Annotated in this window: 20 protein-coding genes and 1 tRNA gene; 11 read left to right on the forward strand and 10 right to left on the reverse strand. The window is 44.3% G+C overall.

The window, feature by feature from the left end; genetic code table 11:
* The first annotated feature begins 298 nt into the window (after positions 1 to 298).
* Together ABWT76_RS20615 and ABWT76_RS20620 are read left to right on the forward strand one after the other, a co-directional pair.
* Positions 299 to 2593, forward strand: coding sequence for a glycoside hydrolase (locus ABWT76_RS20615; RefSeq protein WP_054465778.1), 2295 nt, complete (start codon positions 299 to 301; stop codon positions 2591 to 2593).
* 118 nt (positions 2594 to 2711) lie between these two features.
* Positions 2712 to 4781, forward strand: coding sequence for an ATP-binding protein (locus ABWT76_RS20620; protein ID WP_190878522.1), 2070 nt, complete (start codon positions 2712 to 2714; stop codon positions 4779 to 4781).
* Positions 4782 to 4876: 95 nt separating this feature from the next.
* Here ABWT76_RS20620 and ABWT76_RS20625 read toward each other — a convergent pair whose 3' ends face one another.
* Positions 4877 to 5728: a Uma2 family endonuclease gene (locus tag ABWT76_RS20625; protein ID WP_190878524.1), complete on the reverse strand. Its 852-nt coding sequence runs from the start codon at positions 5726 to 5728 to the stop codon at positions 4877 to 4879.
* Positions 5729 to 5785: 57 nt separating this feature from the next.
* Positions 5786 to 5947 carry a hypothetical protein gene (locus ABWT76_RS20630; protein ID WP_190878526.1) on the reverse strand — a complete coding sequence of 54 codons (162 nt, stop codon included), beginning with the start codon at positions 5945 to 5947 and terminating at the stop codon, positions 5786 to 5788.
* A 20-nt stretch (positions 5948 to 5967) separates the two neighbouring features.
* Between ABWT76_RS20630 and ABWT76_RS20635 the strand changes: the two genes are divergently transcribed.
* Positions 5968 to 8028 carry a DUF4157 domain-containing protein gene (locus tag ABWT76_RS20635; protein ID WP_190878528.1) on the forward strand — a complete coding sequence of 687 codons (2061 nt, stop codon included), beginning with the start codon at positions 5968 to 5970 and terminating at the stop codon, positions 8026 to 8028.
* Between the two features lie 52 nt (positions 8029 to 8080).
* Positions 8081 to 8653: a hypothetical protein gene (locus tag ABWT76_RS20640; protein ID WP_190878530.1), complete on the forward strand. Its 573-nt coding sequence runs from the start codon at positions 8081 to 8083 to the stop codon at positions 8651 to 8653.
* A gap of 63 nt (positions 8654 to 8716) precedes the next feature.
* On the opposite strand, the gene ABWT76_RS20645 is transcribed toward ABWT76_RS20640, so the two are convergent.
* Complete coding sequence (locus ABWT76_RS20645) at positions 8717 to 10102, reverse strand: D-alanyl-D-alanine carboxypeptidase (RefSeq protein WP_190878532.1); 1386 nt, start codon at positions 10100 to 10102, stop codon at positions 8717 to 8719.
* Positions 10103 to 10316: 214 nt separating this feature from the next.
* Between ABWT76_RS20645 and plsX the strand changes: the two genes are divergently transcribed.
* The 4 genes from plsX to ABWT76_RS20665 all read left to right on the forward strand — a co-directional run bounded on the left by plsX (position 10317) and on the right by ABWT76_RS20665 (position 14293).
* Complete coding sequence (gene plsX, locus ABWT76_RS20650; protein WP_072160723.1) at positions 10317 to 11354, forward strand: phosphate acyltransferase PlsX; 1038 nt, start codon at positions 10317 to 10319, stop codon at positions 11352 to 11354.
* An 84-nt stretch (positions 11355 to 11438) separates the two neighbouring features.
* On the forward strand, positions 11439 to 12449 hold the full coding sequence (locus ABWT76_RS20655; protein ID WP_054465770.1) for a beta-ketoacyl-ACP synthase III: 1011 nt from the start codon (positions 11439 to 11441) through the stop codon (positions 12447 to 12449).
* Positions 12450 to 12637: 188 nt separating this feature from the next.
* Positions 12638 to 13528, forward strand: a complete 891-nt coding sequence (fabD, locus tag ABWT76_RS20660; protein WP_054465769.1) for an ACP S-malonyltransferase — start codon at positions 12638 to 12640, stop codon at positions 13526 to 13528.
* 102 nt (positions 13529 to 13630) lie between these two features.
* Positions 13631 to 14293: a 1-acyl-sn-glycerol-3-phosphate acyltransferase gene (locus tag ABWT76_RS20665; RefSeq protein WP_054465768.1), complete on the forward strand. Its 663-nt coding sequence runs from the start codon at positions 13631 to 13633 to the stop codon at positions 14291 to 14293.
* Between the two features lie 714 nt (positions 14294 to 15007).
* Here ABWT76_RS20665 and ABWT76_RS20670 read toward each other — a convergent pair.
* The 3 genes from ABWT76_RS20670 to ABWT76_RS20680 all read right to left on the reverse strand — a co-directional run bounded on the left by ABWT76_RS20670 (position 15008) and on the right by ABWT76_RS20680 (position 16576).
* Positions 15008 to 15514: a YdcF family protein gene (locus ABWT76_RS20670; RefSeq protein WP_231636718.1), complete on the reverse strand. Its 507-nt coding sequence runs from the start codon at positions 15512 to 15514 to the stop codon at positions 15008 to 15010.
* Positions 15515 to 15957: 443 nt separating this feature from the next.
* The gene (locus ABWT76_RS20675) at positions 15958 to 16197 is read right to left on the reverse strand and encodes a hypothetical protein (RefSeq protein WP_313890559.1); all 240 of its coding nucleotides are present in this window, start codon (positions 16195 to 16197) and stop codon (positions 15958 to 15960) included.
* A 1-nt stretch (position 16198) separates the two neighbouring features.
* Positions 16199 to 16576: a hypothetical protein gene (locus ABWT76_RS20680; protein ID WP_255353170.1), complete on the reverse strand. Its 378-nt coding sequence runs from the start codon at positions 16574 to 16576 to the stop codon at positions 16199 to 16201.
* Between the two features lie 468 nt (positions 16577 to 17044).
* On the opposite strand from ABWT76_RS20680, the gene ABWT76_RS20685 reads away from it, so the two are divergent.
* The 3 genes from ABWT76_RS20685 to ABWT76_RS20695 all read left to right on the forward strand — a co-directional run bounded on the left by ABWT76_RS20685 (position 17045) and on the right by ABWT76_RS20695 (position 19009).
* Entirely contained in the window at positions 17045 to 17686 is a 642-nt protein-coding gene (locus ABWT76_RS20685) for a triacylglycerol lipase (RefSeq protein WP_054465766.1), read from the forward strand.
* Positions 17687 to 17783: 97 nt separating this feature from the next.
* A complete protein-coding gene (locus ABWT76_RS20690) occupies positions 17784 to 18737 on the forward strand; it encodes an asparaginase (protein ID WP_054465765.1) in 954 nt (317 codons plus the stop codon).
* A gap of 198 nt (positions 18738 to 18935) precedes the next feature.
* A tRNA-Met gene (locus ABWT76_RS20695) sits at positions 18936 to 19009 on the forward strand.
* A gap of 148 nt (positions 19010 to 19157) precedes the next feature.
* Here ABWT76_RS20695 and ABWT76_RS20700 read toward each other — a convergent pair.
* From ABWT76_RS20700 to urtA, 4 genes are all read right to left on the reverse strand, one after another.
* The gene (locus ABWT76_RS20700; protein WP_054465764.1) at positions 19158 to 20993 is read right to left on the reverse strand and encodes an EAL domain-containing response regulator; all 1836 of its coding nucleotides are present in this window, start codon (positions 20991 to 20993) and stop codon (positions 19158 to 19160) included.
* 881 nt (positions 20994 to 21874) lie between these two features.
* Positions 21875 to 22315: a response regulator gene (locus tag ABWT76_RS20705; RefSeq protein WP_231636712.1), complete on the reverse strand. Its 441-nt coding sequence runs from the start codon at positions 22313 to 22315 to the stop codon at positions 21875 to 21877.
* A gap of 763 nt (positions 22316 to 23078) precedes the next feature.
* A complete protein-coding gene (locus ABWT76_RS20710; RefSeq protein ID WP_054465762.1) occupies positions 23079 to 24689 on the reverse strand; it encodes an ATP-binding protein in 1611 nt (536 codons plus the stop codon).
* Positions 24690 to 25297: 608 nt separating this feature from the next.
* Positions 25298 to 26572: an urea ABC transporter substrate-binding protein gene (gene urtA, locus ABWT76_RS20715; RefSeq protein ID WP_190878534.1), complete on the reverse strand. Its 1275-nt coding sequence runs from the start codon at positions 26570 to 26572 to the stop codon at positions 25298 to 25300.
* Between the last annotated feature and the right edge of the window lie 253 nt (positions 26573 to 26825).

Below are 26825 nucleotides of genomic sequence, written 5' to 3' on the forward strand. Positions count from 1 at the left end.
GAGCAATCGTGAAGCGAAGCCCCGAAGCGCTACTCGAATCGCGGCTGGTTGATCTAAATGTAGCGTCCCTGCTGTAGGGGTCAACGGCTGTTGACCCGAAATTCTGGCCATTTCTAACGAAAGGAAAGAAAAAAAATCCTTAGATTTTACTTAGATAAAAATTCAATCTATTTATAAAATTTAGATGTAATTTTTATCTAAAAAGCGGCTTCAAAAGCACAAAAAATAGCAGGTAAAATACTTACATAATTGGCGTTTTGGTTTGATTTTTCAAGTGAAATTATCCTCACAGTGAATTATGACTCATCCTTTATACGTTGCTTTTATTTGGCATCAACATCAACCCCTCTACAAATCCCGGATTGCCAATCAATACCGTTTGCCGTGGGTGCGTTTACATGGCACCAAAGATTATTTGGATTTGGTACTGTTATTATCTCGATATCCCAAATTGCATCAAACGGTGAACTTGGTTCCCTCTTTGATTTTGCAGATAGAAGAATATATCGAAGGGAAGGCATTCGATCCTTATTTGATGGCTTCTTTAACGGCGGCGGATCAACTGACTCTGGAACAGAAACATTTTATTGTAGAGCATTTCTTTGATGCTAATCACCATACTTTAATTGATCCGCATCCTCGCTACGGGCAACTGTATCATCAACGACTTTCCAAAGGCCCAGCTTGGTGTCTGGAAAATTGGAACCGCCAAGATTATGACGATTTGCTGGCATGGCATAATTTGGCCTGGATCGATCCGATATTTTGGGATGACCCAGAGATTTCTCAGTGGTTGGAAAAAGGGCAGAATTTTACTTTGAGCGATCGCCAACTTATCTATTCCAAGCAACGGGAAATCATGGGGAAAATTGTTCCCCAACACCGACAAATGCAAGATGCCGGTCAATTAGAAGTAACCACCACTCCCTATACTCACCCGATATTGCCCTTATTAGCGGATACGAATTGCGGACGGGTTGCGGTTCCCAACATGACCTTACCCCAGCAACGTTTCCAATGGGAAGAAGATATTCCGCGCCATTTACGCAAAGCTTGGGAAATGTATCAAGACCGCTTTGGTCGGACTCCTCGTGGGTTATGGCCATCAGAACAAGCGGTGAGTCCGGCAATTTTACCCTATATTGCAGACCAAGGTTTTCAGTGGATTTGCTCTGATGAAGCGGTGTTAGGCTGGACAATGCAGCACTTTTTCCATCGTGATGGGGCGGGGAATGTACTAGAACCGCAGTTACTTTATCGTCCCTATCGCTTAGAAACCCCTCACGGGGATTTGGCGATTGTCTTCCGCGACCACCGTTTGTCGGATTTGATTGGCTTTACTTATGGTTCAATGGAGCCAAGACGGGCAGCTTCCGATCTGGTGGGTCACTTGGAAGCGATTCGCTATCGTTTGCAGGAGCAACAGTCAGATCCTGTAGGGGCGCAATGCTTGCGCCCGGAAAATTATGACGGGGGTAGTGGGTTACAAGCCCCTTGGTTGGTGACGATCGCCCTAGACGGGGAAAATTGCTGGGAATTTTATCACCGAGATGGGGAACCGTTCTTAAATGCCCTTTATACCAATTTGAGCGATCATCCCGATATTAAATTAGTCACCGTCTCAGAATTTTTAGATAAATTTGGCACGACGGCAACTCTGGAAAGCGATCGCCTGCATAGTGGGTCTTGGGTCGATGGCAGCTTAACTACTTGGATTGGCGATCCGGCAAAAAATCGGGCTTGGGACTTGTTAACCGCAGCGCGGCAAGTTTTGGCGAATCATCCCGAAGCGACGGAAGAAACCAACCCCGAAGCCTGGGAAGCGTTATATGCAGCGGAAGGCTCTGACTGGTTCTGGTGGTTTGGGGAAGGTCATTCGTCCAACCAAGATGCCATGTTTGACCAGTTATTCCGAGAACATTTATATGCCATTTATCAGGCATTAAATGAACCCATTCCCGAAGAGTTGCGGCGACCTGTAGAAAAACATGAGGCAACAGGCGTTCGCGGCAGCGTTGCGGAGCAAAATCGCCGTCCTGAAAGTTTCATTCACCCGATTATTGATGGGGTTGGGGACGAACAAGACTGGGATCGCGCCGGTCGGATTGAAATTGGCGGCGCCCGGGGCACCATGCATCGCAGCAGTGCATTACAACGCCTCTGGTATGGAGTCGATCACTTGAATTTTTATCTGCGCTTAGATTTTAAAACTGGTGCCAAACCGGGGAAAGATTTTCCTCCAGAATTGCGCTTGCTTTGGTACTATCCCGATAAACCAATGTGCAATAGTCCCATTCCCCTGGCAGAATTGCCCCATGAAGCGCCGTTAAATTATTTCTTCCATCATCAGTTAGGGATTAATTTACAAACGCGATCGCTTTGGTTCCACGAAGCGCGAGAAAATCATCAATGGCACGCCCGACCCACACGGGCGCAAATGGCCTTTAATAAATGCTTAGAAATCGCTATCCCTTGGGCTGACCTGCCCACGGATCCTGATTGGTCTTTGCATTTGTTATTAGTGATGGCTGATATGGGTCGCTATCGGGAAGCAGCCCCAGAAAATGCTCTTGTACCGATTTCTGTCCCATAATATGAATAATTGATAATTGATAATTGATAATTGATAATTAATCAGTGAAAAAATCTAAATTGTCCATTGTGGATTATAAATTGTCCATTATCAATTGTCCATTATCAATTGAATAATTATGGTGCCAATCAAATCATTAAGAACTAGCAATTGGTTAGAGGATAACCAGGAATATTTGGGGCGATCGCTCGACCGGGTGCGGTTGTTGTTGCAACAAAAGCTGCAACGACAATTGAACGATGATGCGGAAATTGTCCCAGAGGAAATTGACCGCGAGTTATTCGAGGATGAGATAAGCTGGCAATGGCAAACCTCACCAGCCCTAGAACAACTTTGCGAAACTTTTGGTTTATCGGATTTTGATCGCGATTTATTGCTGCTATGTGCGGGCATGGAATTAGATAGAAATTGGGGCAATCTTTGCGCCGGAATTCACGGAGATACGCAAAGTAATTATCCGACATTTGGTTTAGGATTAGATATTTTTCCTAATAAAAATTGGCAAGCCTTAACCGCAAACAGTCCCCTGCGTCGCTGGCGACTAATTTCTGTAGGTGCGGGGAATGCCTTGACTACGGCGCCGTTGCGAATTGAAGAGCGAGTCTTGCATTATTTGATGGGGGCTACAGCTTTCGAGGAACAGTTGCGATTTATTGTCCGGCCATTTTCTGTAAAAGCGACTCGTTTTTCGCCCTTAAACATTGCGGATTTGCCGCCATCTCATCGCCAAATAGCTGAGGAAGTGGCGGAGATATTGGGCAACGAAACCAGGGAGGGTTTTACCCTGGTACAACTTTGCGGCAGTGATGTGGCTAGTAAGCGATCGCTGGCTGGGGTAGCTTGTGAATTGTTGGGATGGAATCTGCATATTATGGCGGCAGATGTGATCCCAATTCATGCTAACGATATTGCCGAATTAATTCAGTTGTGGGAACGAGAAGCTATTTTAAGCAATAGCGCTTTATTGCTTGATTGCGATGAGATTGATAGCAATGATTTGGCCAGAGAAAATGCGATCGCCAGGATGATTGAAAACTATCATCAACCGCTGATTGTCACCAGCCGCGATCGCCGACATCCTCGACAAAGACCTTTTGTCACCTTTGATGTCAAACAACCCACCCCCGCAGAACAGCGCCTCCTTTGGCAAAATGCCCTCGGTAGCGATACGGAATTAAACGGTTATGTGAATAAATTAGTGTCTCATTTTAATTTAAGCGTTCCAGAGATTTATGCCGCTTGCATTAAAGCCGGGAAAGCGATCGCTGATCCCCCCCCTTTTCAAGGGGGGCCAGGGGGGGATCTCGAAAATAACCAGGATAACAATGAGTTGGGCGATCGCTTGTGGGATGCTTGCCGGATCCAGGCGCGATCGCGTATGGAAGACCTCGCCCAACGCATTGATTCCGGCAACACCTGGGATGACCTAGTGCTACCCGAAGCCCAACGCAACACCCTGCGGGAAATAGTCAGCCATGTGCGACAACGGGGGAAAGTCTATGAAACTTGGGGATTTGGCGGCAAAAATGAGCGAGGTTTAGGGATTAGTGCCTTATTTGCCGGTTCCAGTGGCACGGGAAAAACAATGGCTGCCGATATTATTGCCCAACAATTAGAACTAGATTTATATCGGATTGACCTAAGTTCAATTATCAGTAAATATATCGGTGAAACCGAGAAAAACTTGCGAAAAGTATTCGATGCGGCGGAAGCAGGGGGATCGATATTATTATTTGATGAAGCCGATGCTTTATTTGGCAAACGTAGCGAAGTCAAAGATTCCCACGATCGCCATGCGAATATCGAAGTTGCTTACCTATTGCAGCGGATGGAAGCCTATCGGGGATTAGCCATTTTAACCACTAATATTAAGAGTGCTTTAGACTCAGCATTTCTGCGGCGGATTCGTTTTGTCGTGCAGTTTCCTTTCCCGGACTTAAATCAAAGAAAAGAAATTTGGCAGCGAATTTTTCCGCCCCAAACTCCCACGGAAGGCTTGGATTATGACAAATTAGCCAAGCTGAATGTAGCGGGGGGAAATATTAGAAATGTAGCATTAAATGCGGCGTTTATGGCCGCTGATGCCGGGGAACCTGTGATGATGAAACATATTTTAGTTGCTGCCCGCAGCGAATGTATGAAATTAGAGCGAGTTTTGACCGATAGCGAGATTAAAGGGTGGGTTTGACAATCCTCAGACGTAGGGTGGGCATTGCCCACCATACTTCGCTACTCAGACGTAGGGTGGGCATTGCCCACCATACTTCGCTACTTCGGTGAAAGTTAACTATTTAAACTATTTGGATCGATCCCGTGCGATCGCAGCAATTCCTCAAGCTGTTGCGATCGCGTAGCTGCGGCTTCAGCGCGTTGTCGTTCCGCTTCAGCGCGAAGGCGTTCCGCTTCAGCGCGAAGGCGTTCCGCTTCAAGTTGCTTCACGGCAAGCGCTTCCCGTTCACTGGGTGTTAAAATCCAACTTCCTTGAGCATCATACCAACGTAACCAAACTTGATTTAGTCCTTCATAAGCTCCAGACCACAAACCCAAACCCAACTCTAATTGAGGCAGCCAAATTTTCGGTTCGGTTAATTTCAATTCCTGATAAAAACCAGCCATTAAAGCAAATGCTTTTAACTCATCGGTATAGCGATCGAACACTATATAATAAGGAACTTTCAAAATTTGTTCATAAACTTCCCATTTCGTGGGCGGTTCGCTAACCAACCGAGTCCGTTTACCCAAGTCTTCGGTTTCTGTCCCTGGTGACAATAATTCCACCACCACTGTGGGCGCAACCATTTCTTGCCACATCACATAACTTAAGCGTAAATCCCGATTGTCATAAAGTCGAGAAACTCCTACTACTCCAAACCAGTCCGGTCGTTTATACCAAGAATGGTGACGTACATCATAATAGAGATTAATATTTCCAGCATGAAATACTTGTTCTAGGGGATAATTTTTCGGATGAAAAGTTAGACTGAGTACAGTAGATTGAAGATAATGGAATTCGTCAGGCCATCCAGGTTCCTCCGGGTTTTCGCTAGGTAGATCGTACATAGTGGGCAAAGTTTCTCTGGCAGAAAGCGGCGGATCGCTTTGCTCAACTGGATATTTTATTTGTTTGATTTGCATCTCTTTACTGATTCAACGGGGTACGATTCTATGATAGTTCGGCCTGTTCTTTGGCATCTAGCCAATTATCCCCGACCCTCGAATCCGCGATCGGCCAAAAAAAATCTTTCCATCAGCGGAGGGCGATCGCTCTCTCACAAATTCTGGAGCAAAATATCGACTTTTGACTAATATAGCGATCGCTATTTTGTGGTAAAATAAAAAATTATTTAACTTCAACAATTCGGCGAGGTTAGGCTATGGCAACCGGAAAGCAGATTCAGAAAAAAGGATCGTCCCATTTCACCCCAACTCCCGTAACGGGAATGTTTAAGCCGCGTCCCTTTGCGGAACCCGTGCAACCGGAAACCGCAACACCGGAAGTACAGACTAAAGTCGAGTTAGGAAATATAGAAGGCGATCGCCTTGCGGGGATGCAAATTTCTGCCCCGGCACCCATTCAGGCAAAACTGACCATTGGGGCACCGGGGGATAAATATGAACAAGAAGCGGACACCATTGCCGAAACGGTGATGAGAATGCCTGCGATATCTGCTCCGGCGCCCGTGGAAAATCCCACAGCCCCAAGCCCTTTTGCTCAAGCTAAACCCATTTCTGCGGCTATCTTTGCTCAAGCTAAACCCATTTCTGCGGCTATCTTTGCTCAAGCTAAACCCATTTCTGCGGCTATTACTCCAGTAGAACCTGTTATTCAAATGCAGCCACAACCCTCTGAGTCACTATCAGAAGAAGCAGGGGAAAATAAAAAAGGTTTTATTCAACGTCGGATTAAAGTCCAGGCAGCCGCAGATGGTAGCCTTAATGCTCCAAATTCTCTGGAAAATCAAATCAGTCAAAGCAAAAACTCTGGCAGTCCTTTAGCCCCGCAAATTCGTGCCTACATGGAACCGCGTTTTGGGGCAGATTTTAGCAGTGTGCGCGTACATACGGATAGCCAAGCGGTACAAATGAACCGAGATTTGGGCGCACAGGCATTTACCCACGGCAATCATATTTATTATGGTTCGGGGAAATCTCCCGGTAATAATCATTTGACTGCCCATGAGTTGACCCACACTATTCAGCAAAATGAAAGTTCTCAGGTTCAACGCGCAACAGAGTTTTTGCAGAGAAAAGCTGGAGATAATCCTGACAGCAGCGTTCTCGCAGGGTGTATCCATCCTTATGTTGTTCGTCAGATTATACAATGGTTGGAAAATAGAAAAGCAGCACAACAGCGTCAATATAAGACATTCGTATTATTTTTTCTCAACCAAAGTGATGAAGTTCAAGAGAGAACAATTGTTAATATTGTTCTTAATGATAAGCAAAAAAAACAGGCTCAACAGAAGCCAAAAGGCGAATATATCATCACAGAATTTAATAGTGATGTTAAAAATAAATTCAAAAAAGACGCTTGGTTTGGTCTAAAGAAGAATGCCAGCGAAATCGATTGGGATGCTTTTACTGAGGCGGCTCGACAGGCGGGGGCAAACACAGATATCTGGAAAAATTACGATTTTGACTCAGTAGAAGCATCCCAATCGAAAGAAGTCTTAAAAAATACAGCATTAGAAGTCACGGGCTTATCTGCGTTTGATAAAGACTTGCAAACTAGCGATCGCTTTGCCGGTGGTGCAAGCCTCGCAGGGAACATTTCAATAGCCGTTGGTTCGTTGACCAAAGCTATCAGTGACGAAGTTGCCAAAGCGGCTTTGATGCCCACGGGGATTGTCACCGGAGCAATGGATGTTGTTACGGGCGGTGTTAATGCATATACAAATACGAAACAGGCTAACCAATCCCGTGAATTGCAAAATAGTGAAGACAAAAAAATTGCGGAGGCAGCACGAGTCAATAAGCGTAATCAAATGGCACTTCGAACCGATAATATCGGGTTAGCGGCTCAAGGTGCGATCGCTGTGACTTTAACCGCTGTTGGTTTAGCCACCATGACCTTCCCAATTATCACAGCGGTGGGGTTAATGGTTTTAGCAGGTCGCAAAATATATGCGTACTTGAAAAATCAAGCTAATAAGGAAAAATTTGCCGATGAAGTTTTGCAAATCCAAGATATCAAAGATAAGCAGGAGCGGTATAACAAAAGAGAACACTTACTACATTCAAACGGCTACGCTAGTGTTGACGGACTCTACAAAGATTTTGTAAACATGGTATCTGCGGATCTCTATTTACGAGGTGTTATTCGTGGGGAAGAAGAACCTGTTCAGTTGATTAATTCGCTGGGTCTGAAGATAGATCGCAAGAAAGCTCCACCTACACCCACAGAGAAAGTAATAGCCAGTAAGTATGGAGTTTAAAACCAAGTCTGTTCAATATTCGCGATAATTCAGGATTTCTCGATCAAGATATATGATGGTATCAATACAATCTCAAAAAAAATTTCTTAAGAATCTGCAATCTCTTTTTGAAGAGTCAGGACAGGAAACTCTCTTAGGACACCCTAGCGATAATCCAGCGTTAGATATGCTCGCAGTTCGCTTTGATTTCATCGGCGAAAAAGATGCGTTTTTGGATCTGAATATTAATTTCATTCCGTTGGACGATATGTCCCCATTCTATCTCTTACAATTTTTCCTCATCGTCAGTGATGAAGTGACTCCAGAAGCCGCCGATGAATTGTATATTGTAACTAATACTATTAGTGAGAAAATTCCCATTGGTGCGTTTGGCTATTTACCCGATCGTAATGTTTGTTACTTCAAACATAACTACATCATGCCTAATAACTTTGAAGAAAGTATAGGGCTATATTTAAGAATGGTTCAGTATCAATGTATATTATTAAGGGGAATCCTCAATAGCTTTATTGATTCTATCCTAGCGGTTGTTGAGCAAAAATTAACGGCTCAGAATGCCTTACAGTCGGGTCAATTGGCTCAATTTTTTGGAGACTCATCCGGAAAAGAAACCGGGTTTCTATGAGAGAGCAGTAGGGTGGGCAAATTTTGCCCACCCTACCCCTGAAAAATCAACCCGGTTTCTGAATCAAGACCTTTGCCACAACAATTCATTACGACTCGGAGCGCCAATTTCAATCAATTCTCGATTGCTGGGATAATTGCGGGTAATTTGTGGGAAAGGTTCCGGGGATATTCCCCATTGTTTTAAGAATTGGTGTAATAACTGGTCTTGTCGATCGCGAAAACCCCAAATATCATCGCCCCCACCGTTAAGGATGGCAAACCAGACTAAACCGCGATCGCGGGTGGGTAAAACTCCGGCTAAGGCACTCACATTCCAGAGGGTGCCGGTTTTAACCACGGATCCAGCGGGAATATTGCGGTCTTCCATCGTGCCGCCATCAGTTCCGGCAATGGGAAATAAGTCCGCAAGAGTCAGGGGCGCTGTGGCGTTCCCCGGTTTGGCGGCATCCCGGCGTAAATAATTCTGAATCGCCATAAATAAGCCACAAGCCGCACGAGGAGAAATCCGATTTTCTTCACCCAACCCAGACCCGTTAATCAGTTGAATTTGTTCTGGGGGCACTCCCGCAGCTTCAGCGGCAATTTTTCTGACTACTTGCACTCCCCCCAGGGCGTCCGCTAATATCTCCGCCATCGTATTACTGCTGTGGATGTTCATTAACTTTAATAGTTCTACCAGGGGCAGGGAATAATGACGAATTAAGGGAGTAGTCTCGGTCGGGGGTTCTTTAGACACAAGCACCTGACCGGCGATCGCTACTTGGGGTTTGGGTGTAGCTGGGGCGGCCAGTTTTTTTTGAGCATTTCGGGACATCAGATTATAGGTATCGGTAATTTCTGCTGACCAGAGTTGTGCGTTCAATGCTTGTTTCAGCAGTTCCCCACTTTTTTGCCCGTTATCCTCGCCATTCATCAAAAAATCACCTGCAATCACCAAATTGCCGGTGACACGCCGAATGCCCAAGCGGTTGAGGGCATTCCCCAGAGCGATCGCCTCTTCCCACACAAACAAAGGATCGTTGCCACCGACAATCACTAAATCCCCTTCTAACACCTCACCCACCACCTGACCCCTAGCGGCAATCAGGGTTTCAAACTGATGATCCAGTTTCCAAGTAGACAAAGCCGCCAAAGAGGTCGCCACCTTAGTAATCGAAGCTGCTGACCGGGGAATATTCCCTTGATGATTAGCCAGTAACTCTCCGTGAGTGGTCTGCAACCAAATCCCTTGATTGTCTCGCCGCACCCCTTTCGCCTCCAATGCTTTGAGATATTCCTCTAAGGTGGCATTCGTGGGCGAATCCACTCCTCCGATTTTTGTTTCATCCCAGACAAAACCGGGAATTCCCGATCCGACTAATAATTCCCCCGCATCCTGCTGACGGATCTGAACTCCGCTTAACTCCAACCATACAGATATCAAACCTGAACTCAATAACTCCAGCATTTTTCTAATAATCGATAAAATTTTTTAAGTAGGGACAGGGAATTTTCTCTACCCTACGCCGACAACCAATTCAGGACGGATTCCCTAGGGCATATCATTTTTTTGGATGCTAGGAAACAAGTATAGTTTCTCCGGTGTGTCGATCAAGCACTATACTTATGCTTGGGTAGAAGCCTTCTGGTAGAATTTTTAAGGTTTCTATGACGAAAGATCAATGGGATCGACTAGCGCAAGAATAGCAGTAGATGCGATGGGAGGGGATCATGCCCCTGCCGAAATCGTCGCTGGAGCTATTAGAGCCCAGCAAGAATTGGGCGTAGAGGTTTTGCTGGTCGGCGATCGCGATCAGATTTCCCTAGCGCTCAAGCAACATACCAATATATCTCCATCTCAAGTACAGATAATTCATGCTGAAGAAGTTGTGGAGATGGGTGAGGAGCCTTTGACCGCTTTAAAACGCAAGCCCAAGGCTTCAATTAGAGTGGCAATGGATTTAGTCAAAAATAACCAAGCGGATGCGGTTGTCTCTGCCGGACACTCTGGTGCGGCAATGGCAGCAGCATTGCTTAGGTTAGGACGTTTACCCGGAATCGATCGCCCGGCCATTGGCGCCGTTTTTCCTACGGCGATGTTGAATAAATCTGTACTGATTTTGGATGTGGGAGCTAATGTAGACTGCCGCCCGAAATTTTTAGAACAGTTCGCGGTGATGGGATCGATTTACAGCCAATATGTCTTAGGTATGTCCGAACCGAAAGTCGGACTGCTCAATATTGGCGAAGAAGCTTGTAAAGGAAATGAGCAGAGCCTGAAGACCTATCAACTCCTCGAACAAAACTCCCAAATTACCTTTATTGGTAATGCGGAAGGTCGGGATGTGCTGACAGGAAAATTTGATGTCATAGTCTGCGATGGCTTTGTCGGCAATATTTTGTTGAAATTCGCTGAAGCCGTGGGCGAAATTGTCCTGCAAACCCTAAAAGAAGAACTTTCCGCTGGCTGGCAAGGTAAGCTTGGAGCCACGCTTTTAAAACCTAGTTTAAGGCGATTTAAGCAAAGGGTGGATCATGTGGAACATGGGGGCGGCTTGTTGCTGGGTGTGGCTGGAGTTTGTATTATTAGCCACGGCAGTTCTCAAGCACCTTCTATCAAGAGTGCCATTCGTTTGGCCAAAGAAGCTATTGACCATCAAGTGTTAGACCGAATCAAGGTTTGGGATCAAAACCCCGACCCATCAGAGGTGAGCAATTAACTCAGGTGGTGGCGACTAACAGCGAATAGATAGCGAATAGATATTTAACGCGAATGAAACGCCAATGCTTATGGAGAATTTACATTGAAACAGGTATTTAATTCTGGAGGGGCAGGGATTGCAATTATCGGCAGCGGTTCAGCTACTCCAGGGGTTTCCTTGGATAATGAAGCCCTTTCACAGATAGTCGAAACTTCCGATGAGTGGATTACAACTCGCACCGGCATTCAAAACCGGCATATCGCTCAACCAGCAGATTCTCTGGCGCAGCTAGGAACCGAAGCGGCGGTTGAGGCGATCGCTATGGCCGGTATTACACCAGCAGACATCGATTTGATTATCTTAGCTACCTCCACAGGTGATGACCTATTTGGCAGTGCCACGACCATTCAAGCTAACCTCGGAGCGACGCGAGCGGTAGCTTTCGATTTGACCGCCGCTTGTTCGGGCTTTTTGTTTGGATTGGTGACAGGCGCCCAGTTCATTCGCACCGGCGCCTACCAAAATGTGCTTTTAGTAGGTGCAGATATTCTATCGCGCTGGGTCGATTGGTCAGATCGCACGACCTGTGTCCTGTTTGGGGATGGCGCCGGAGCCGTGGTGATGCGGGCATCTTTGGACGGCGATCGCTTGTTAGGATTTGAACTCCGCAGTGATGGCAGCCAAAATCAATGCCTGCAACTTCCCTACTGCTCAACCCCCAAAACTCTGGTCAATGACATTTCGGTCAGCCAAGGCACTTATCAGCCCATCGCGATGACGGGTAAAGAAGTTTATCGCTTTGCGGTGACGCAGGTGCCAGAAGTGGTGGAAAAAGCTCTGTTTAGGGCAAATTTAACCGTTGACCAAATCGACTGGCTGCTACTGCATCAAGCAAATCAGCGGATTCTGGCTGCTGTAGCCCAACGGTTAAATATTCCTAGCGATAAGGTATTGACAAATTTGGCAGCTTATGGTAACACATCGGCGGCTTCTATCCCCTTGGCACTGGATGAAGCGGTGCGATCAGGTAAAGTGCAACCCGGTGATATTATTGCCTCTGCTGGCTTTGGTGCCGGTTTAACCTGGGGTGCGGCGATCTTTCAGTGGGGTTGATTTTTGGTCGGTGGCCGTTGGCTGTTAGCCGTTTGCCGTTCGCGAAGCGTGCCGGAGGCATTAGAACAGTGAAAATTTAACCGTCTGTAGGGGCGAATGGCCATTCGCCCCTACCAGTCAAAACTTAACCAACAAATTCTTAATTCCTATTAGGGATTTCTACAACAGTAAAGTAAAAATAAACATAAATGACTAAAACAGCATGGGTTTTTCCCGGACAAGGTTCTCAGGCGATCGGCATGGGAGTGGATCTCCAAGAATTGCCCCAAGCACAACCTTTCTTTAAAAAAGCTGAGGATATTCTAGGTTGGTCGGTTTTGGATATCTGCCAAAGTAATGAAGAAAAATTATCCTATACCCCATATACTCAACCTTGTTTGTATGTGGTTGAAAGCATTCTGGCACAGTTGATGCGCGATCGCGGATATCAGCCCCAGTTAGTCGCCGGTCACAGCTTGGGAGAATATGTAGCCCTGTATGTGGCTGGGGTCTTTTCCTTTGAAGATGGATTAGCCCTAGTCAAGCAGCGGTCGGAATTAATGAACACTGCTCCCGAAGGGCAAATGGATGCTCTGATGGGCTTTCAGCGGGAAGAACTGGAACAAGCGATTGCCCAAATTCCTGATGTGGTTATTGCTAATGACAATAGCGCCGTGCAAGTGGTGGTGTCCGGCACTCCTGCCGCGATCCAACAACTTAAAGCCAGTATTAAGATTAAGCGAGCGGTGACATTGAAGGTTTCCCGCGCTTTTCACTCCCCGTTTATGGCTACTGCGGAAGCGGAATACCGCGAAGTCTTGGCATCAGTGCCATTTACCGATGCTCAAGTGCCGGTGTTGTCTAATGTTGACCCCACCCCCGCGACCAAAGCCGAAATTTTAAAAGCCCGACTGATGGCCCAAATGACTGGTTCAGTCCGTTGGCGAGAAACTTCTCTCCAGTTGGCGGCAGAAGGCATTGAAGAGGCGATCGAAATTGGGCCGGGTAATGCCCTGACGGGTTTGATTAAGCGGACTTGTCCCGATATCGCTTTGAAGAATATTCACCGGGTGGCAGATTTATTGCCGAGCTTATCTTAAACCAAGCCGCAAGCGATCGCCTTGTAATATCCCCCGATCGCTGCCCCATCACTGCCTTTGTCATGTAAATCATAGATCACCATAGATCACCATAGATCACCAATGAGTCACGACCAGCCGAAATCCAAATTTGTAGGCCGCGAACCGCGATCTAGCTTAATCCTTTATCACTTATTTAAGTGGTCAGTGGTTAGCCCCATGCTGCATATCTATTTTCGGGGTCGCATTTATGGCGCCGAAAAAGTCCCGCAGTCCGGCCCTTTGGTGGTAGTCAGTAATCATGCCAGTGATTTTGATCCGCCGATTGTCTCTAACTGTATGCGGCGACCTGTGGCGTTTATGGCCAAAGAAGAGTTATTTCAGGTGCCGGTACTGAAAGATGCCATTCGCTTGTATGGAGCTTATCCAGTGAAACGCGGCTCCGCAGACCGCAGTGCGATGCGTTCGGCTTTATCATATCTGGAGCAAGGATGGGCAACGGGGCTATTTTTGCAAGGCACTCGCACCCCCGATGGTCGGATTACAGACCCCAAGCTGGGGGCGGCATTGATTGCGGCGAAAGCGAAAGCCCCCATCCTGCCGGTGAGTTTGTGGGGGACTCAAGCCATTGTGAAAAAGGGATCGCTTTTGCCCAAACCTGTACCCGTTACTATTAGAATTGGCGAACTTATGGAGCCACCGAGTTCGAGCGATCGCGAAGAATTAGAAAGAGTCACCAATCATTGCACTGAAGCTATTAATGCGATGCTTGATTTGGGACGATAAGAAATTGTTATTATTTGTTGGTTATTGGTTATTGGTTATTGGTTATTGGGCGAATTAAACAACAACCAACCAATAGTTATCAGGGAACAGGCAACAGGGAACAGGCAACAGGGAACAGGCAACAGTGGTGAATAGTGAATAGTGAACAGGGAACAGGGAACAGGCAACAGGCAACAGGCAACAGGCAACAGGCAACAGGCAACAGGCAACAGGCAACAGTGGTGAATAGGGAATAGGGAATAGGGAATAGGGAATAGGGAATAGTGAATAGGGAATAGTGAATAGGGAATAGTGAATAGGGAACAGGGAACAGGCAACAGTGGTGAATAGTGAATAGTGAATAGTGAATAGTGAATAGTGAATAGTGAATAGTAAATAGTGAATAGTGAATAGTGAATAGTGAATAGTGAATAGTAAATAGTAAATAGTGATACTTCTTTTGTACGGGCGTCCTTGCGAAGCATAATCCGTCAGGCTATATGGCCATTCGCCCTTACCACTTTTGTACGGGCGTCCTTGCGAAGCATAATCCGTCAGGCTATATGGCCATTCGCCCCTACCACTTTTAACTTTTAACTTTTCACTTTTCACCTTCCCCGTTCCACGCCACTTGCTAGACTTGGGGAGACCCCAAGATCGCAGTGGCTCCTGATAACTGTTCCCCTTTCTCCAACCAACAACCACCAACCAACAACCAACAACCAACAACGAATATTAACTTGGTTCCTTGCGGTTAGCCAAACTCGATCCGGTATATCCGGTTGTCACCCACAACACCGATCGCACCCCATCCCGAATGACTTTTTCTATGGGTTCAGGCGATCGCCCCGAAGGAACAGGTAAGGGCTGAAATTTAATCCCTCGACTCCCCAAAACAATCTCCCCAATCACTCGTGCCCGCAACATGTGGTCATCGGATGTCACCAAATAAACCGATTCAACCCCTTGGGACTTGAGTTGATCCACCACCGTCGTAAAGTTTGTCACCGTATCCACCGCTTGATAATCTAGATGGACTCGATTTAGATCGATTCCCTCGTTGGCAAACAGCCATTCGGCATATTCTTCATTACTGCCTCCAGAAACCCAAATCTCTAATTCTGGGTGTTCTAAGGCAAATTTAGCAGCAAATTCTTCCCGTTCGATCGCCCCTCCCAAAACTAACAATGCTTCTGGAGGCGAGGGACTTTTGAAGGGTTGATAATGCAACCATAACGCCATTAAGAATCCTATGAGTAACCACCAGAAAGTCTTCCGCATAGAAAACTTTTGAGTACGTCTTTTTCTGGAAGTCAAACAGAGCCTCATATCGATTCGGGAGTTGGGTAGATTTTCAATTAGAGAAAGGTAGGATCCTTTTTTTGGCGTCAGGGCTTTCGCATTGGCACTGAAACTTTAGTTGTAAGGCAATGGGAGAATCGCCAAGATTTTCAAGGGAATGCGAAAGACCCTATCCGGGCTGCATGATAAACCAAAGCGATGCCTGTTCGCTAGACATCGCTTTAAGTTTAGCAAAGGAAAATCAATTTCCACCGGAAAATTTAACGCTTATTTAAGCCTTGTTTGGACGGGACTGGCCGGATTTGAACCGGCGACCTAGCGCTTCAGATTCGTGAGAGTTTCCCCTCTCTCTGGACTATTCCTTCACCTTATGCTAACAGCCGTTAGGTGGTGGCCGTTACGTTTGAGGAGGTTTCTACTTTGTAGAGCATCGTTTCCGGGACATAAGGCCGAATTCGTTCAAGAAATTCTTTCCCTGCCTTGGTTCCCATGCGTAGACGGTAAAAGTTTTTCCCTTTAGTTAACCCCCAGTTTATTTCCCAAACTTCGGAAAAATAAGCGATAATTAGCTCATTTTCTGCCTGAGAAATTTGGGTATTTAAGGTTATTTCTAAGCTATGAATTTTACCGTTTTTTTTTGAACGATTTACTTCCTTTGTCTAAGAACCATAAGGCAATTCCTGGCAGAGTTAATAAGTTTAAAAACTCTCTGGTTATTTTTTGAGTGCCTCCAGGAAATCGCTTTTTGACCAATACCCTAATTAAAGGGATTAACTTGGGTTCTAAACAGAGGAGACGAGCGCCCTTTTTCGTGAACCGACTATACAGGCTAACGGGTTTTTGGGTAATCTGTTCCAGAAGTCGCTGTTTAAAGAGGACGTAATCTTCTTGAAAAGCTGGGTGTTGAATATAAAAGTTGTTTTGTCTTTTATACGCATTTCCCAACAACATTCCCACTAAAACCCCGCGTTTCTCTACTTTTGATGAGACATAATAGTCCATCTAAATTTCGCTCCCGCAAACCAGTCTCTGCACCTTCTCTACCTTTATTGGGTAGAGCTTGGCTCAAGATTACCTTATTTGTGACTTAGAGTCATCTGGGATTCCTCTCAACACATCTTTAGGCTTTCTTGAATTTGACCACATTCACTCCTGAAGTTTCCCCCAGGGTGCCCGATGATTCAGGAGGCGCTTGCTCTATCCATCTGAGCCACAGCCCCACGCATTTTTAGATCATAGCAGACCTTTACGGCAACAAAGCAGGATTTTGACCTGAATCTTTGACTCTGAGAGAGATTTCCGCGTTGATAAATCCATCGATGGGAATCGGTGTTCGGTTGAAATTCTGTCCCCAGCCCCGGAACCGGATCCGGCGATCGGGTGTAAGCTGCGATCGCAATTGATTAGTTGATTAGTTGATTAGCTGATTAGTTGATTGGTTAATTGATTCGTTTTTGCATCGGAGTCGCCATGAATAGCCGCAATACTCAAAATCCTGTACTCTTGGTTCATGGGATTTGGGACAAAGAGAAAATTTTCTGCCGTCTATGTGATTATCTGCAAAATCAGGGTTGGACTTTGCATACCCTAAATCTCAGACCCAATACTGGGGCAGCCCCTCTGGAAACTTTGGCGCAACAGGTCGCAGCGAAAGTCGATCGCACCTTTAGACCTGATGATATGTTTGATTTAGTGGGTTTTAGTATGGGGGGACTCGTGACTCGCTACTATGTCCAAAGACTTGGGGGTGTGGAACGAGTGCAGCGATATATTACGATTTCTGCGCCTCATCATGGGACCATCACGGCTTATTCTCTGCCGTTGAAAGGGGTGATGCAAATGCGTCCTGGGAGTGATTTTCTGCAAGACTTGAATGGGGATGCGGTGGAAATTTTGAGCCGATTGCAGTTTACTTCGATCTGGACTCCTTACGATCTGATGATTGTGCCCGCGAGTAGTTCCAAAATGCCTGTGGGAGAAGAAATTGTGCTGCCTGTGCCAGTGCATCGTTGGATGGTGAGCGATCGCTGCTGTTTGGAAACCGTGGCTCAAGTGCTTTCGGTTGAGCGGCGCTCTAGCGGCGCACGAGATGTATCATCGATTTATGCCTAGCCAACGTATGATAGTAGCAGATTATCAGGCAAACAAGGCAAAAATTATCTTTGCGCTTCAGAAACGCCAATATAGTAAATAAAACATTACTAAACTAATGACTATGGCAAAAACGACAAAATCAACAGCAATTAAAGTTCAGCTATTGCGAGAAGGGATTGTCGAATCCGTTCATCAGGTTGAAGCCGTAGTTTGCGATCACCGAGGACGGGTGCTTTCCGTGGCAGGTAATGCTCAAACCACTGCCTTTGTTCGCTCCGCACTCAAACCATTTCAAGCCCTGGCAGTGACTTCTACCGGCACATTGGAACGCTATGACCTGAGCGATCGTGACTTAGCGATTATTTGTAGTTCTCACAAAGGTTCTATTGAGCAATCACGGCAAGCGTTTCATATCCTCTGGTGCTGCGAACTCGAACCCTCAGCCCTGCAATGTCCCATTCCTCCTGGGAAAAGTAGTCCCTTGGAACATGGTTGTTCTGGGAAACACGCGGGAATGTTAGCGGTTTGTCAGCAGCGTAATTGGGCAATTAACACTTATCTGCAACGCAATCATCCGGTGCAACGCTTGATATTAAGCAAAATTGCCGAACTGTTGCGGATGCCTGCGGAAGAGTTTATCTCCGCTTACGATGACTGCGGCGCCCCAACTTATCTGATGGAACTGGCACAAATGGCCACTTTATATGCTCAACTCACCTCTGGGGAAAATTTGGAGATGGAACGGATTATCCGCGCTATGACCATTTACGCCGGTTTAGTCTCTGGAGAGGGAGAATTTGACACAGAACTGATGCAGTTGACTCAAGGAGAATTGGTCAGCAAATCTGGGGCTGAAGGAATTCAATGTATTGGTCAAGCAAGATCGGGGCTGGGATTGGCAATTAAAGTCCTTGATGGCGGCAAACGCGCTAAACGAGCCGTGGCGATTCACTTGCTGAAACAGTTGGGCTGGATTACCCCAACGATCGCCGAAACTCTTTCGGACAAGTATATTAATCTGACCAATTTTACCCGGTTAGATACCTTTGGCGAATTGTCTATGGTCTAAGTCATCGGGTATTTTCGCTCCCCCTGGCGACAGTTTAAAACTTGTCTCTGGATCAAATAAGTCCGCTTTGGCGGGCTTATTTGATATTAAATACTTATTATTGAATATTTATTATTGGTTATTTGTTATTTGGGACAAAAGTTTTTTTAATTAGGGGTTGCAATTTAAATCAAAGTGTGGTTATAATAGTGAAGGCAACGCGGGATAGAGCAGTCTGGTAGCTCGTCGGGCTCATAACCCGAAGGTCGGTGGTTCAAATCCGCCTCCCGCCATTTTACTTAAACCCTTATAGGCTAATGCTTATAAGGGTTTTTATTTAATATCCTATGCTTCTGGTTTTGTTGAATCGCCATCGTAATACAATTTGATACTCCGCCGCTAAGAAACGGGGGATTCTAAGTAGAAAGGGGAAAAATCAAGTCAAGAAGACTTTTGCCTGCGATCGCTTTGATCGGGTAAATTGTTCAATAAAAAATCGATCGCCTCTGGATCCATTGGCCGATAAAATAAATAGCCTTGTCCATATTCACAACCGAGCGATCGCAAAATTGCCATTTGTTTAGGGGTTTCCACCCCTTCCGCAATCACATCCAATCCCAGACTATGCGCTAAAGTCACAATTGATTTAACCAGAGTGAAATTTTTGGAATGTACTTCCATATTACTCACGAAAGAACGGTCAATTTTCAGGGTATCAATCGGTAAATAATGGAGATAACTTAAAGAAGAATAGCCGGTGCCAAAATCATCAATCGAGACTTGAATCTGTTTCGCTTTTAACTGTTCTAAAATTGCCGTAGCGCGTGCGGCGTTCTCCATTAACACAGTTTCAGTAATTTCCAACTTGAGGTTGGCTCCTTTTAAAGAATATCCGGCTAGAAAATCATCAATTTCTAATAACCAATCGGGGTTAGCCAGTTGAATTGCCGAAAGATTGACACTAATCGTCATTGATTCAGCAATAGGGAATTTTTTTTGCCATAAATTTAACTGGCGGCATACTTCCGTTAACACCCATTTACCCAGGGGAATAATCAATCCGGTTTGTTCCGCCATAGGAATAAACTTTCCAGGAGAAATCATTCCCAAACGGGGATGTTTCCAGCGCAATAAAGCTTCAAAACCTTTAACTTTTCCGGTTTTTAAGCAAACAATCGGCTGATAATTTAAATGGAGTTTTTCTAATTGAATGGCATTTTGTAGCTCGACTTGTAACTGAAGCGATTCAATCGCGCTGCTTTGCATTTGTGGATCAAATAGCGCGGTTTTTCCCTGTCCGTGGAGTTTGGCATGGTGCATCGCCGTATCCGCTGCTGTGAGAAATTTCTCTGGGGTTTGATAACCGATATGGCTCATTACAATGCCAATACTGGCGGTAGAAAAGACCATTGGGCGAACGCTCAGTTGAAAAGGCGCTTCCATCGCTTGATGAATCCGCTCGGCGACGGCGATCGCCTCACTAACCTCTTGAATATTAGGCAGTAAAATTGCAAATTCATCAACGCCAATCCGGGCAATTTCTATGTCATTTTCCAGACAAGTTTTTAACCGACGTGCGGTCGCTGCTACCAATTGATCTGCCAGCCGATGACCGAGGCTATATTTAATAATTTGATAACGGTCTAAATCAAGATATAAGATAGCAAAGCCACCCGCAGGCTGATTTGGCTGATTGTCTAATTCGGGAGGGATGTCTAATTCATCAGATTGATCGGCATAATAATGTAGAGGAATAACGTTACAAATAGCCGACGTTTGCTGCTGCTTAATTAATTGACTCAGGTGTTCCAAAAATAAAGTTGTGTTGGGTAAACCTGTGAGGTCGTCGTATAAAGTTAAATACTCTAATTTGGCGATCGCCTGTCGGCGTTCGGCTCGCAGTTCTGCTTCTTTTAGCTCCCGATCGATCACGGGAACCAGTCGAGTCAGCTTATCTTTTAACATACAATCATGGGCTCCGGCTTTCATCGCCGCCACAACGATTTCCTCGCTCACCTTGCCGGATATAATAATAAACGGAACATCTAGTTCTCGTTCGCGCAATAATCGCAAGGCCGAAAATACATTGAGGTGGGGCATAGAATAGTCAGCCAGAACAATATCCCACTGCTGCATTTTCAGGGCTTTGGTCATTGCCGTCGCATTATCCACCCGTTCATAAATCAAGTCATATCCACCTTGCTGAAGCGCGATCGTCAGCAATTCAGCATCATCTGGTGAATCTTCTAGAATCAAAACTCTCAGAGACTTAAGCATATCAATTTTCGATAATATCAGGAAACATTAGCAGGAAACATTAACAGGAAACATTAACAGGAAACATTTAGTTAAGATGGCACCTTAACCTTTCCTTGACAGAATCATCGGCGATTTGAGACGAATAGCCAAAAATTATACTGAACTTCAATCTAGACAGATCCGTACCAAAAAAACTGTGTCACAGATCACTATATTCAATGGTCAGATTTAACCGATCCCTTAAATTTGATCGGATTTAACGGATCAGATTTAACTGGTAAGATTTACTTATGAGATGGCTAAAGCAATTCAAATTAGCTTTTTGTTGTTGAGATTTGGCTCTTCAATATGTTCGATCGCATCCCCTGATTTCCAGATATAGATTACCGACGATTCGTTAAGTTTGGGTATTGATTCGTTTAAATTAATAATTATTAAATTTTTATTAATTTTTTTCGGTTCTCTATAGTTTCTTTCAAGAAGTATGATATCACAGTAAATTTACTTATACAATCAATATTCTTTCAAGGTTTCCTCAAGATTAACTGAGTTGACTGATTACATCAATAACCCGATGTCATAGAATTTTGTCATAGAGGGTTAATTGAATAGTTAAAGCTGTGGAGATAGATGGCGGATTCTGTTCAGAATCCGCCATCTATCTATTTTAATCGGTAATCATTAAATAATACTTAAAATAAATTCAGCCAAAGAAATAAAGATTCTGGCTGGAGCAAAATAAGGTTTCTTCTTTATATGATTGTTATTAGTTATTTGTTATCAGCTAGTTATGACATATAATAACAAATAACTAATAACCAATAACCATCCCAAACAACCAATAACGCTTAACCAATTAGTCAAGGCGGCGAAGCCAAATGTTAGATTTTCTAGATCCATTAAGTGGAAGGTATGGGCGCTTCATTGAAAATTAACCAATAAATCGCTAATTGCCGAATTGTTGCTTGAAACTGAGTAAAATCAACGGGTTTGCGAATATAACTATTACATCCTAGATGATAACTATTAATCAAATCTTCGGGTTCCCCAGAGGTGGTCATCACCACCACCGGCACAAATTGGGTGTCAGGGTTCGCCCGCAAACGGCGCAATACTTCAAAACCACTGATTTTGGGGAGTTTTAAATCCAGTAACACGAGGGAAGGGATGACTGGACGATCGCATGAACCAGACTCATTTTGAGCAAATAAATAATTGAGTGCTTCCTCCCCATTACGAGCGATCGCGACTTCCGGCAATAAACCACTTTCTTGAAAAGCTAATTCAGCTAATTCACAATCATCGGGGTTATCTTCTACCAACAAAATGGTCGGTCTCATGGTCATATTTACCTGGAAACGATGTGAAGTTTTGTAAAAACCATCTAGTCAGTCATCCACGGTTGAAGGCTAATTTAGCCGATTGACAATTATTTGTGACTGGCTGAGGTGAAGATTTTATTAAAAAATGTAACAATTATAAGTAAGAATGACTCAGAATTTTTTTGGGCGACAATAAAAGTAATATCGCCATTTTAACCAGAATTTTCAGGGACAATATTTTCAGAATAATGTCAGGAATTAATTAACGTTGAATCATTAGCTTAATTTTCCGAAAAAAACTCTCGTTAGGCAGCGATCGCAGAGACAGCAAATCCGTGATAAATCAAACCAAAAATAGTGAGCCAACCTAGAGATAGTCTGTGATAGGGATCACTCAGTATTTTTAATTAGATTTATGATTTTTTTATGAATTTAAATTAAGACAATTCTGCCAAAGATTCATTGTTGGCTGAAAAGCCTCTATATTTTTACAGATCGATCGAGAAAACTTTGATAAACTTTCATAAAGTTTTGATAAAGTTATGACATAAAACCTTCATGGCTCAGTGTTTTCTCCGCCAATTCACCATTGGATGTCAACTGGGCGCGAAATTCTCGGTGTACCGCTAAGTGGCGTAATTTTTTTTCAGTAAAATTGCGTATTCGCGGCTGGATCTAGGAGCCAGCAATTTCCAGGGCTAACCCATCGTGGTGATATTTAATCGAAGCATGAAGAATTGCTGGTCGTAAATTCACGAATGGGTCAGGCGATCGCGTCCGGCTAGGATAAGGTAAAATAAAAAGTAGCCCCTTGATTCACCGCACTTTCCGCCCAAACTTGCCCGCCATGTTTGTGGATAATCCGCTTCACCGTGGCTAGTCCGATACCAGTACCGGGAAATTCCTCCTCAGAATGGAGCCGCTGAAAAGCGCCAAATAATTTGTTGGCAGAGCTCATATCAAATCCGGCGCCGTTATCTTTAACAAAATAGGCTAATTTTCCATGATAATTTTCGATCGCGCCAAATGAAATTTCTGCTTTGGGTTGTCGGCAGGTGTACTTCCAAGCATTATTGAGTAAATTTTCCAGAACAATTCGCAACAGTCGCGTGTCCCCTATAGCGATCAGTCCTGGAGTGCTGCTAAATTTAACATTTCTTTCGGGGGCATTTTGGCATAAATCGGCCATAATTTCTGAGGCGATCGCACTTAAATCCACTTGAGTCCGCTGCATCTGACTCCGGGTAAGTCGTGAAAGACTCAACAAATCGTCAATCAATTCTCCCATCCGCAAGCTATTCGCTCTAATCCGGTTTAAATAATGTTTTGCCCGTTCATCTAATTGATCTTGATAAAACATGAGCAAAGCCTTGCTAAATCCATCAATGCCCCGCAGAGGAGCCCGCAAATCGTGAGAAACCGAATAGGAAAATGCTTCGAGTTCTCTATTAGTAGCTTCCAGTTGGGCGGTGCGTTCTTGAACCCGCTGTTCTAACTCCTGGTTAATGTTTATAATTTTTTGTTCCGTTTGTTTGCGTTCGGTAATGTCCCAAAACATAGAAACCCCGCCAATAATCGTGCCATCGAGATGGCGAATCGGGGCGGAACTCATCAGCAAAGTTCCGAGAGTTCGATCCTCATATTCAATGACAATTTCTTCGGCTTTGATCGCTTCTCCCGTGGTAATGGAACGGATAATCGGCCATTCTTGCGGTTGATACAAACTTCCATCTGGGTGAAAACCCCGCCAGTGAGAATAGTCCTCAATGTTTGTGGTATCTAAAAAAAGATTGCCAGAAAAAAGAGTGCCAGAAATTTGTTTGGCTTGTTGGTTGCGCCAAATTAAGCGCCCAGAAGGGGCTTCCGCCACGATCGCGCCCACGGGCATATATCGCAAAACCGCTTCCAGAAGCGATCGCTCTTTGGCTAATAATGATTTAGATTCTTGAGTGACGATCCCTTGGGTGTTTCTGGGCAAATTCGTTAACTTTTTGATAGGTAAACAAGTGCTTTGGATGATTAATCCCGCAATTTCACCAGTGCGATCGTACCAAGGACACATTTGCCAAATTACCGAATAAATACTGCCATCGGCTTTCACCCATTCGGCAATTTCACTGGTTAAAGTTTCCCCAGCTAAACATCGTTCTTTAATCACAACCCAATTGGGCGGGAGTAAAATTGGTAATCGCTCGTAAACTTGACTGATAGTTTCGTCATGTTCTAGGTTATAATCCTTGAGCCAAAGCTGAGTGACTGCCAAAATCTTGCCTTCATAGTCCACCCAGGCGATCGCCGCTGGGATAGAGGATAAAAACTGTTGATAAGGTAGCAACTGCTGTGGTTCTATTTCGTAATTTTGCTCTGAATCTTGATCTGGTTTCGCCATCATAGAGATCAGCCTTAATACAACTGAAAGCTTGCCGCAATGTTTTTGGGCAAAATTTCCTGGAAAAATTGGTTTAAAAAAATGGCTAAAACATTACGGTATTTTTAGGGGCATAAATTGACCAATTTGAATAAATTATTCTATAAATGAGAGCCAATGGCTTTATGGTTATGGCCAGTAAATCTCAACGTACCTAAAATTTAACATCAAAACTATATTATAGATAAGATAGCCCTGATTTTTTTAATAATTTTTTTGCTCAAATAAAATAACTTAAATTAAGTATTAATAGAGACAACATGGCATCGAAGAAATGTTTCCTGGAATACACAAAATCCTCGGAATTACCAGGTTAAAATTTTTTCATTAATTCCTAGATCGGCAAAGGTATCGGTAAAGGTGTGGTTTACTGGTTAGTGGTTATTTATTTGCTATATGCAATTTAAAAGTAAGTTTTTGTTAACCAACAACCAACCACCAACCCTTCTTCGACCGCCATCGGGCTAGGGGGGCAACCACCAACCACCAACCACCAACCACCAACCACCAACCACCAATATGGGCGAACAGCCGTTAGTCCCTACAGAATAATAACCAACAAGTAGTAACAATTACATCTGATATTTACCACCTTTTTGAGGATTTGACCAGTCACATCCATAGTTTTTCGTCTCTTTAATTAATTGACTCCACGGATTTGGCAAGATAGGCTTGTCTGTAGAGTGAATAATCTCAAATAGGCCATCATCTCTTACCTGACCAATTCGCACGGTTTTCGATAAATGGTGATTATTTTCTATTCTGACTATCCCTTCAGGAGCCATTATTTGTTGACCCAAAGCCGCTGACCGGACTGCGGTTAAGTTCGCAAATGTTCCGGCTTTTTCTACTGCTTTTTTCCACAAAAATACCATAATATAAGCTGATTGCATTGGGTCACTAAGCACCCGTTGTTTTCCATACTTAGCCTGGAAATTTTGGATAAATTTTTTATTTTCTGGACTATTTAGCGTTTGAAAATAGTTCCAAACCGCATAGTGTCCTTTGAGATATTGCGAGCCAATAGCTTTAATTTCCGTTTCGCCGATACTGACGGACATAGTAGGATATTTTTCGGGGGTTAAGCCAGCGTTTTTAAGTGCCTGAAAGAAAGCGACATTACTATCTCCGTTCAAAGAGTTAAAAATCACCCCCCCATCAGGCATTGCCGCTGTAATTTTATCAATGATTGGTGTTACTTCTGTGCTACCTAGCAGCAGATACTCTTCGCCGAGGGCTTCTCCTCCTTCGCTCGCTAACTGTGCTTTAATAATTTGATTCGCTGTTTGGGGAAAAATATAATCAGAACCCACTAAGAAAAATTTTTTACCTTTATTTTTGAGTAACCAGTCAACAGCCGGTTCAATTTGTTGATTAGGGGCAGCGCCGGTATAAAATATATTTTGAGAACATTCTTGTCCTTCATATTGCACTGGATACCACAGGAGATGATTTGTTTCCTCAAAAATTGGCAAAACCGCTTTACGACTGGCAGAAGTCCAACAGCCAAAGACCGTGACCACTCGATCTTGAGAAATCAATTTGCGGGCTTTGGCCGCGAAAGTAGACCAGTCAGAAGCTCCATCTTCTATAATGGGTTCTATTTGTTTACCCAGGACTCCACCCCCGGCATTGATTTCCGCGATCGCCAGTTGTTCGGCATCAACAACACTTTTTTCACTAATGGCCATTGTTCCCGTCAGAGAATGAAGAATTCCGACCTTGATGGTCTTGATGGTATCATCAACCGCTGATGATTGGCGATCGCACCCTTTTAATAAAAAGCTGGTTCCCAGGGTTCCAGATGCATACAACATAAATTTGCGACGATTCAGTTGGCTAGTCATGGTACTTTGTCCTCACTTGATTAATTGTTTGAACTCAGTGAACTCTGATTAGACTTAGATAAAATGACAAATGTTTGTTTTTTTGTTACAATCCTAGATCGAGCTTATGGATGTTTTTCAAAAGCCTTTTTTGTCGTCTAGGATGGGGCTAATTAAGGATTATAATATAATATTAATGATTTTTATTATTTTTTTCTCACATCACAAATAATTTTATTTAAATAATTTATATTATTAAAATAAGTTTTTATTA

The organism is Planktothricoides raciborskii GIHE-MW2, from assembly GCF_040564635.1.
In the GTDB taxonomy this organism is placed as follows: domain Bacteria; phylum Cyanobacteriota; class Cyanobacteriia; order Cyanobacteriales; family Laspinemataceae; genus Planktothricoides; species Planktothricoides raciborskii.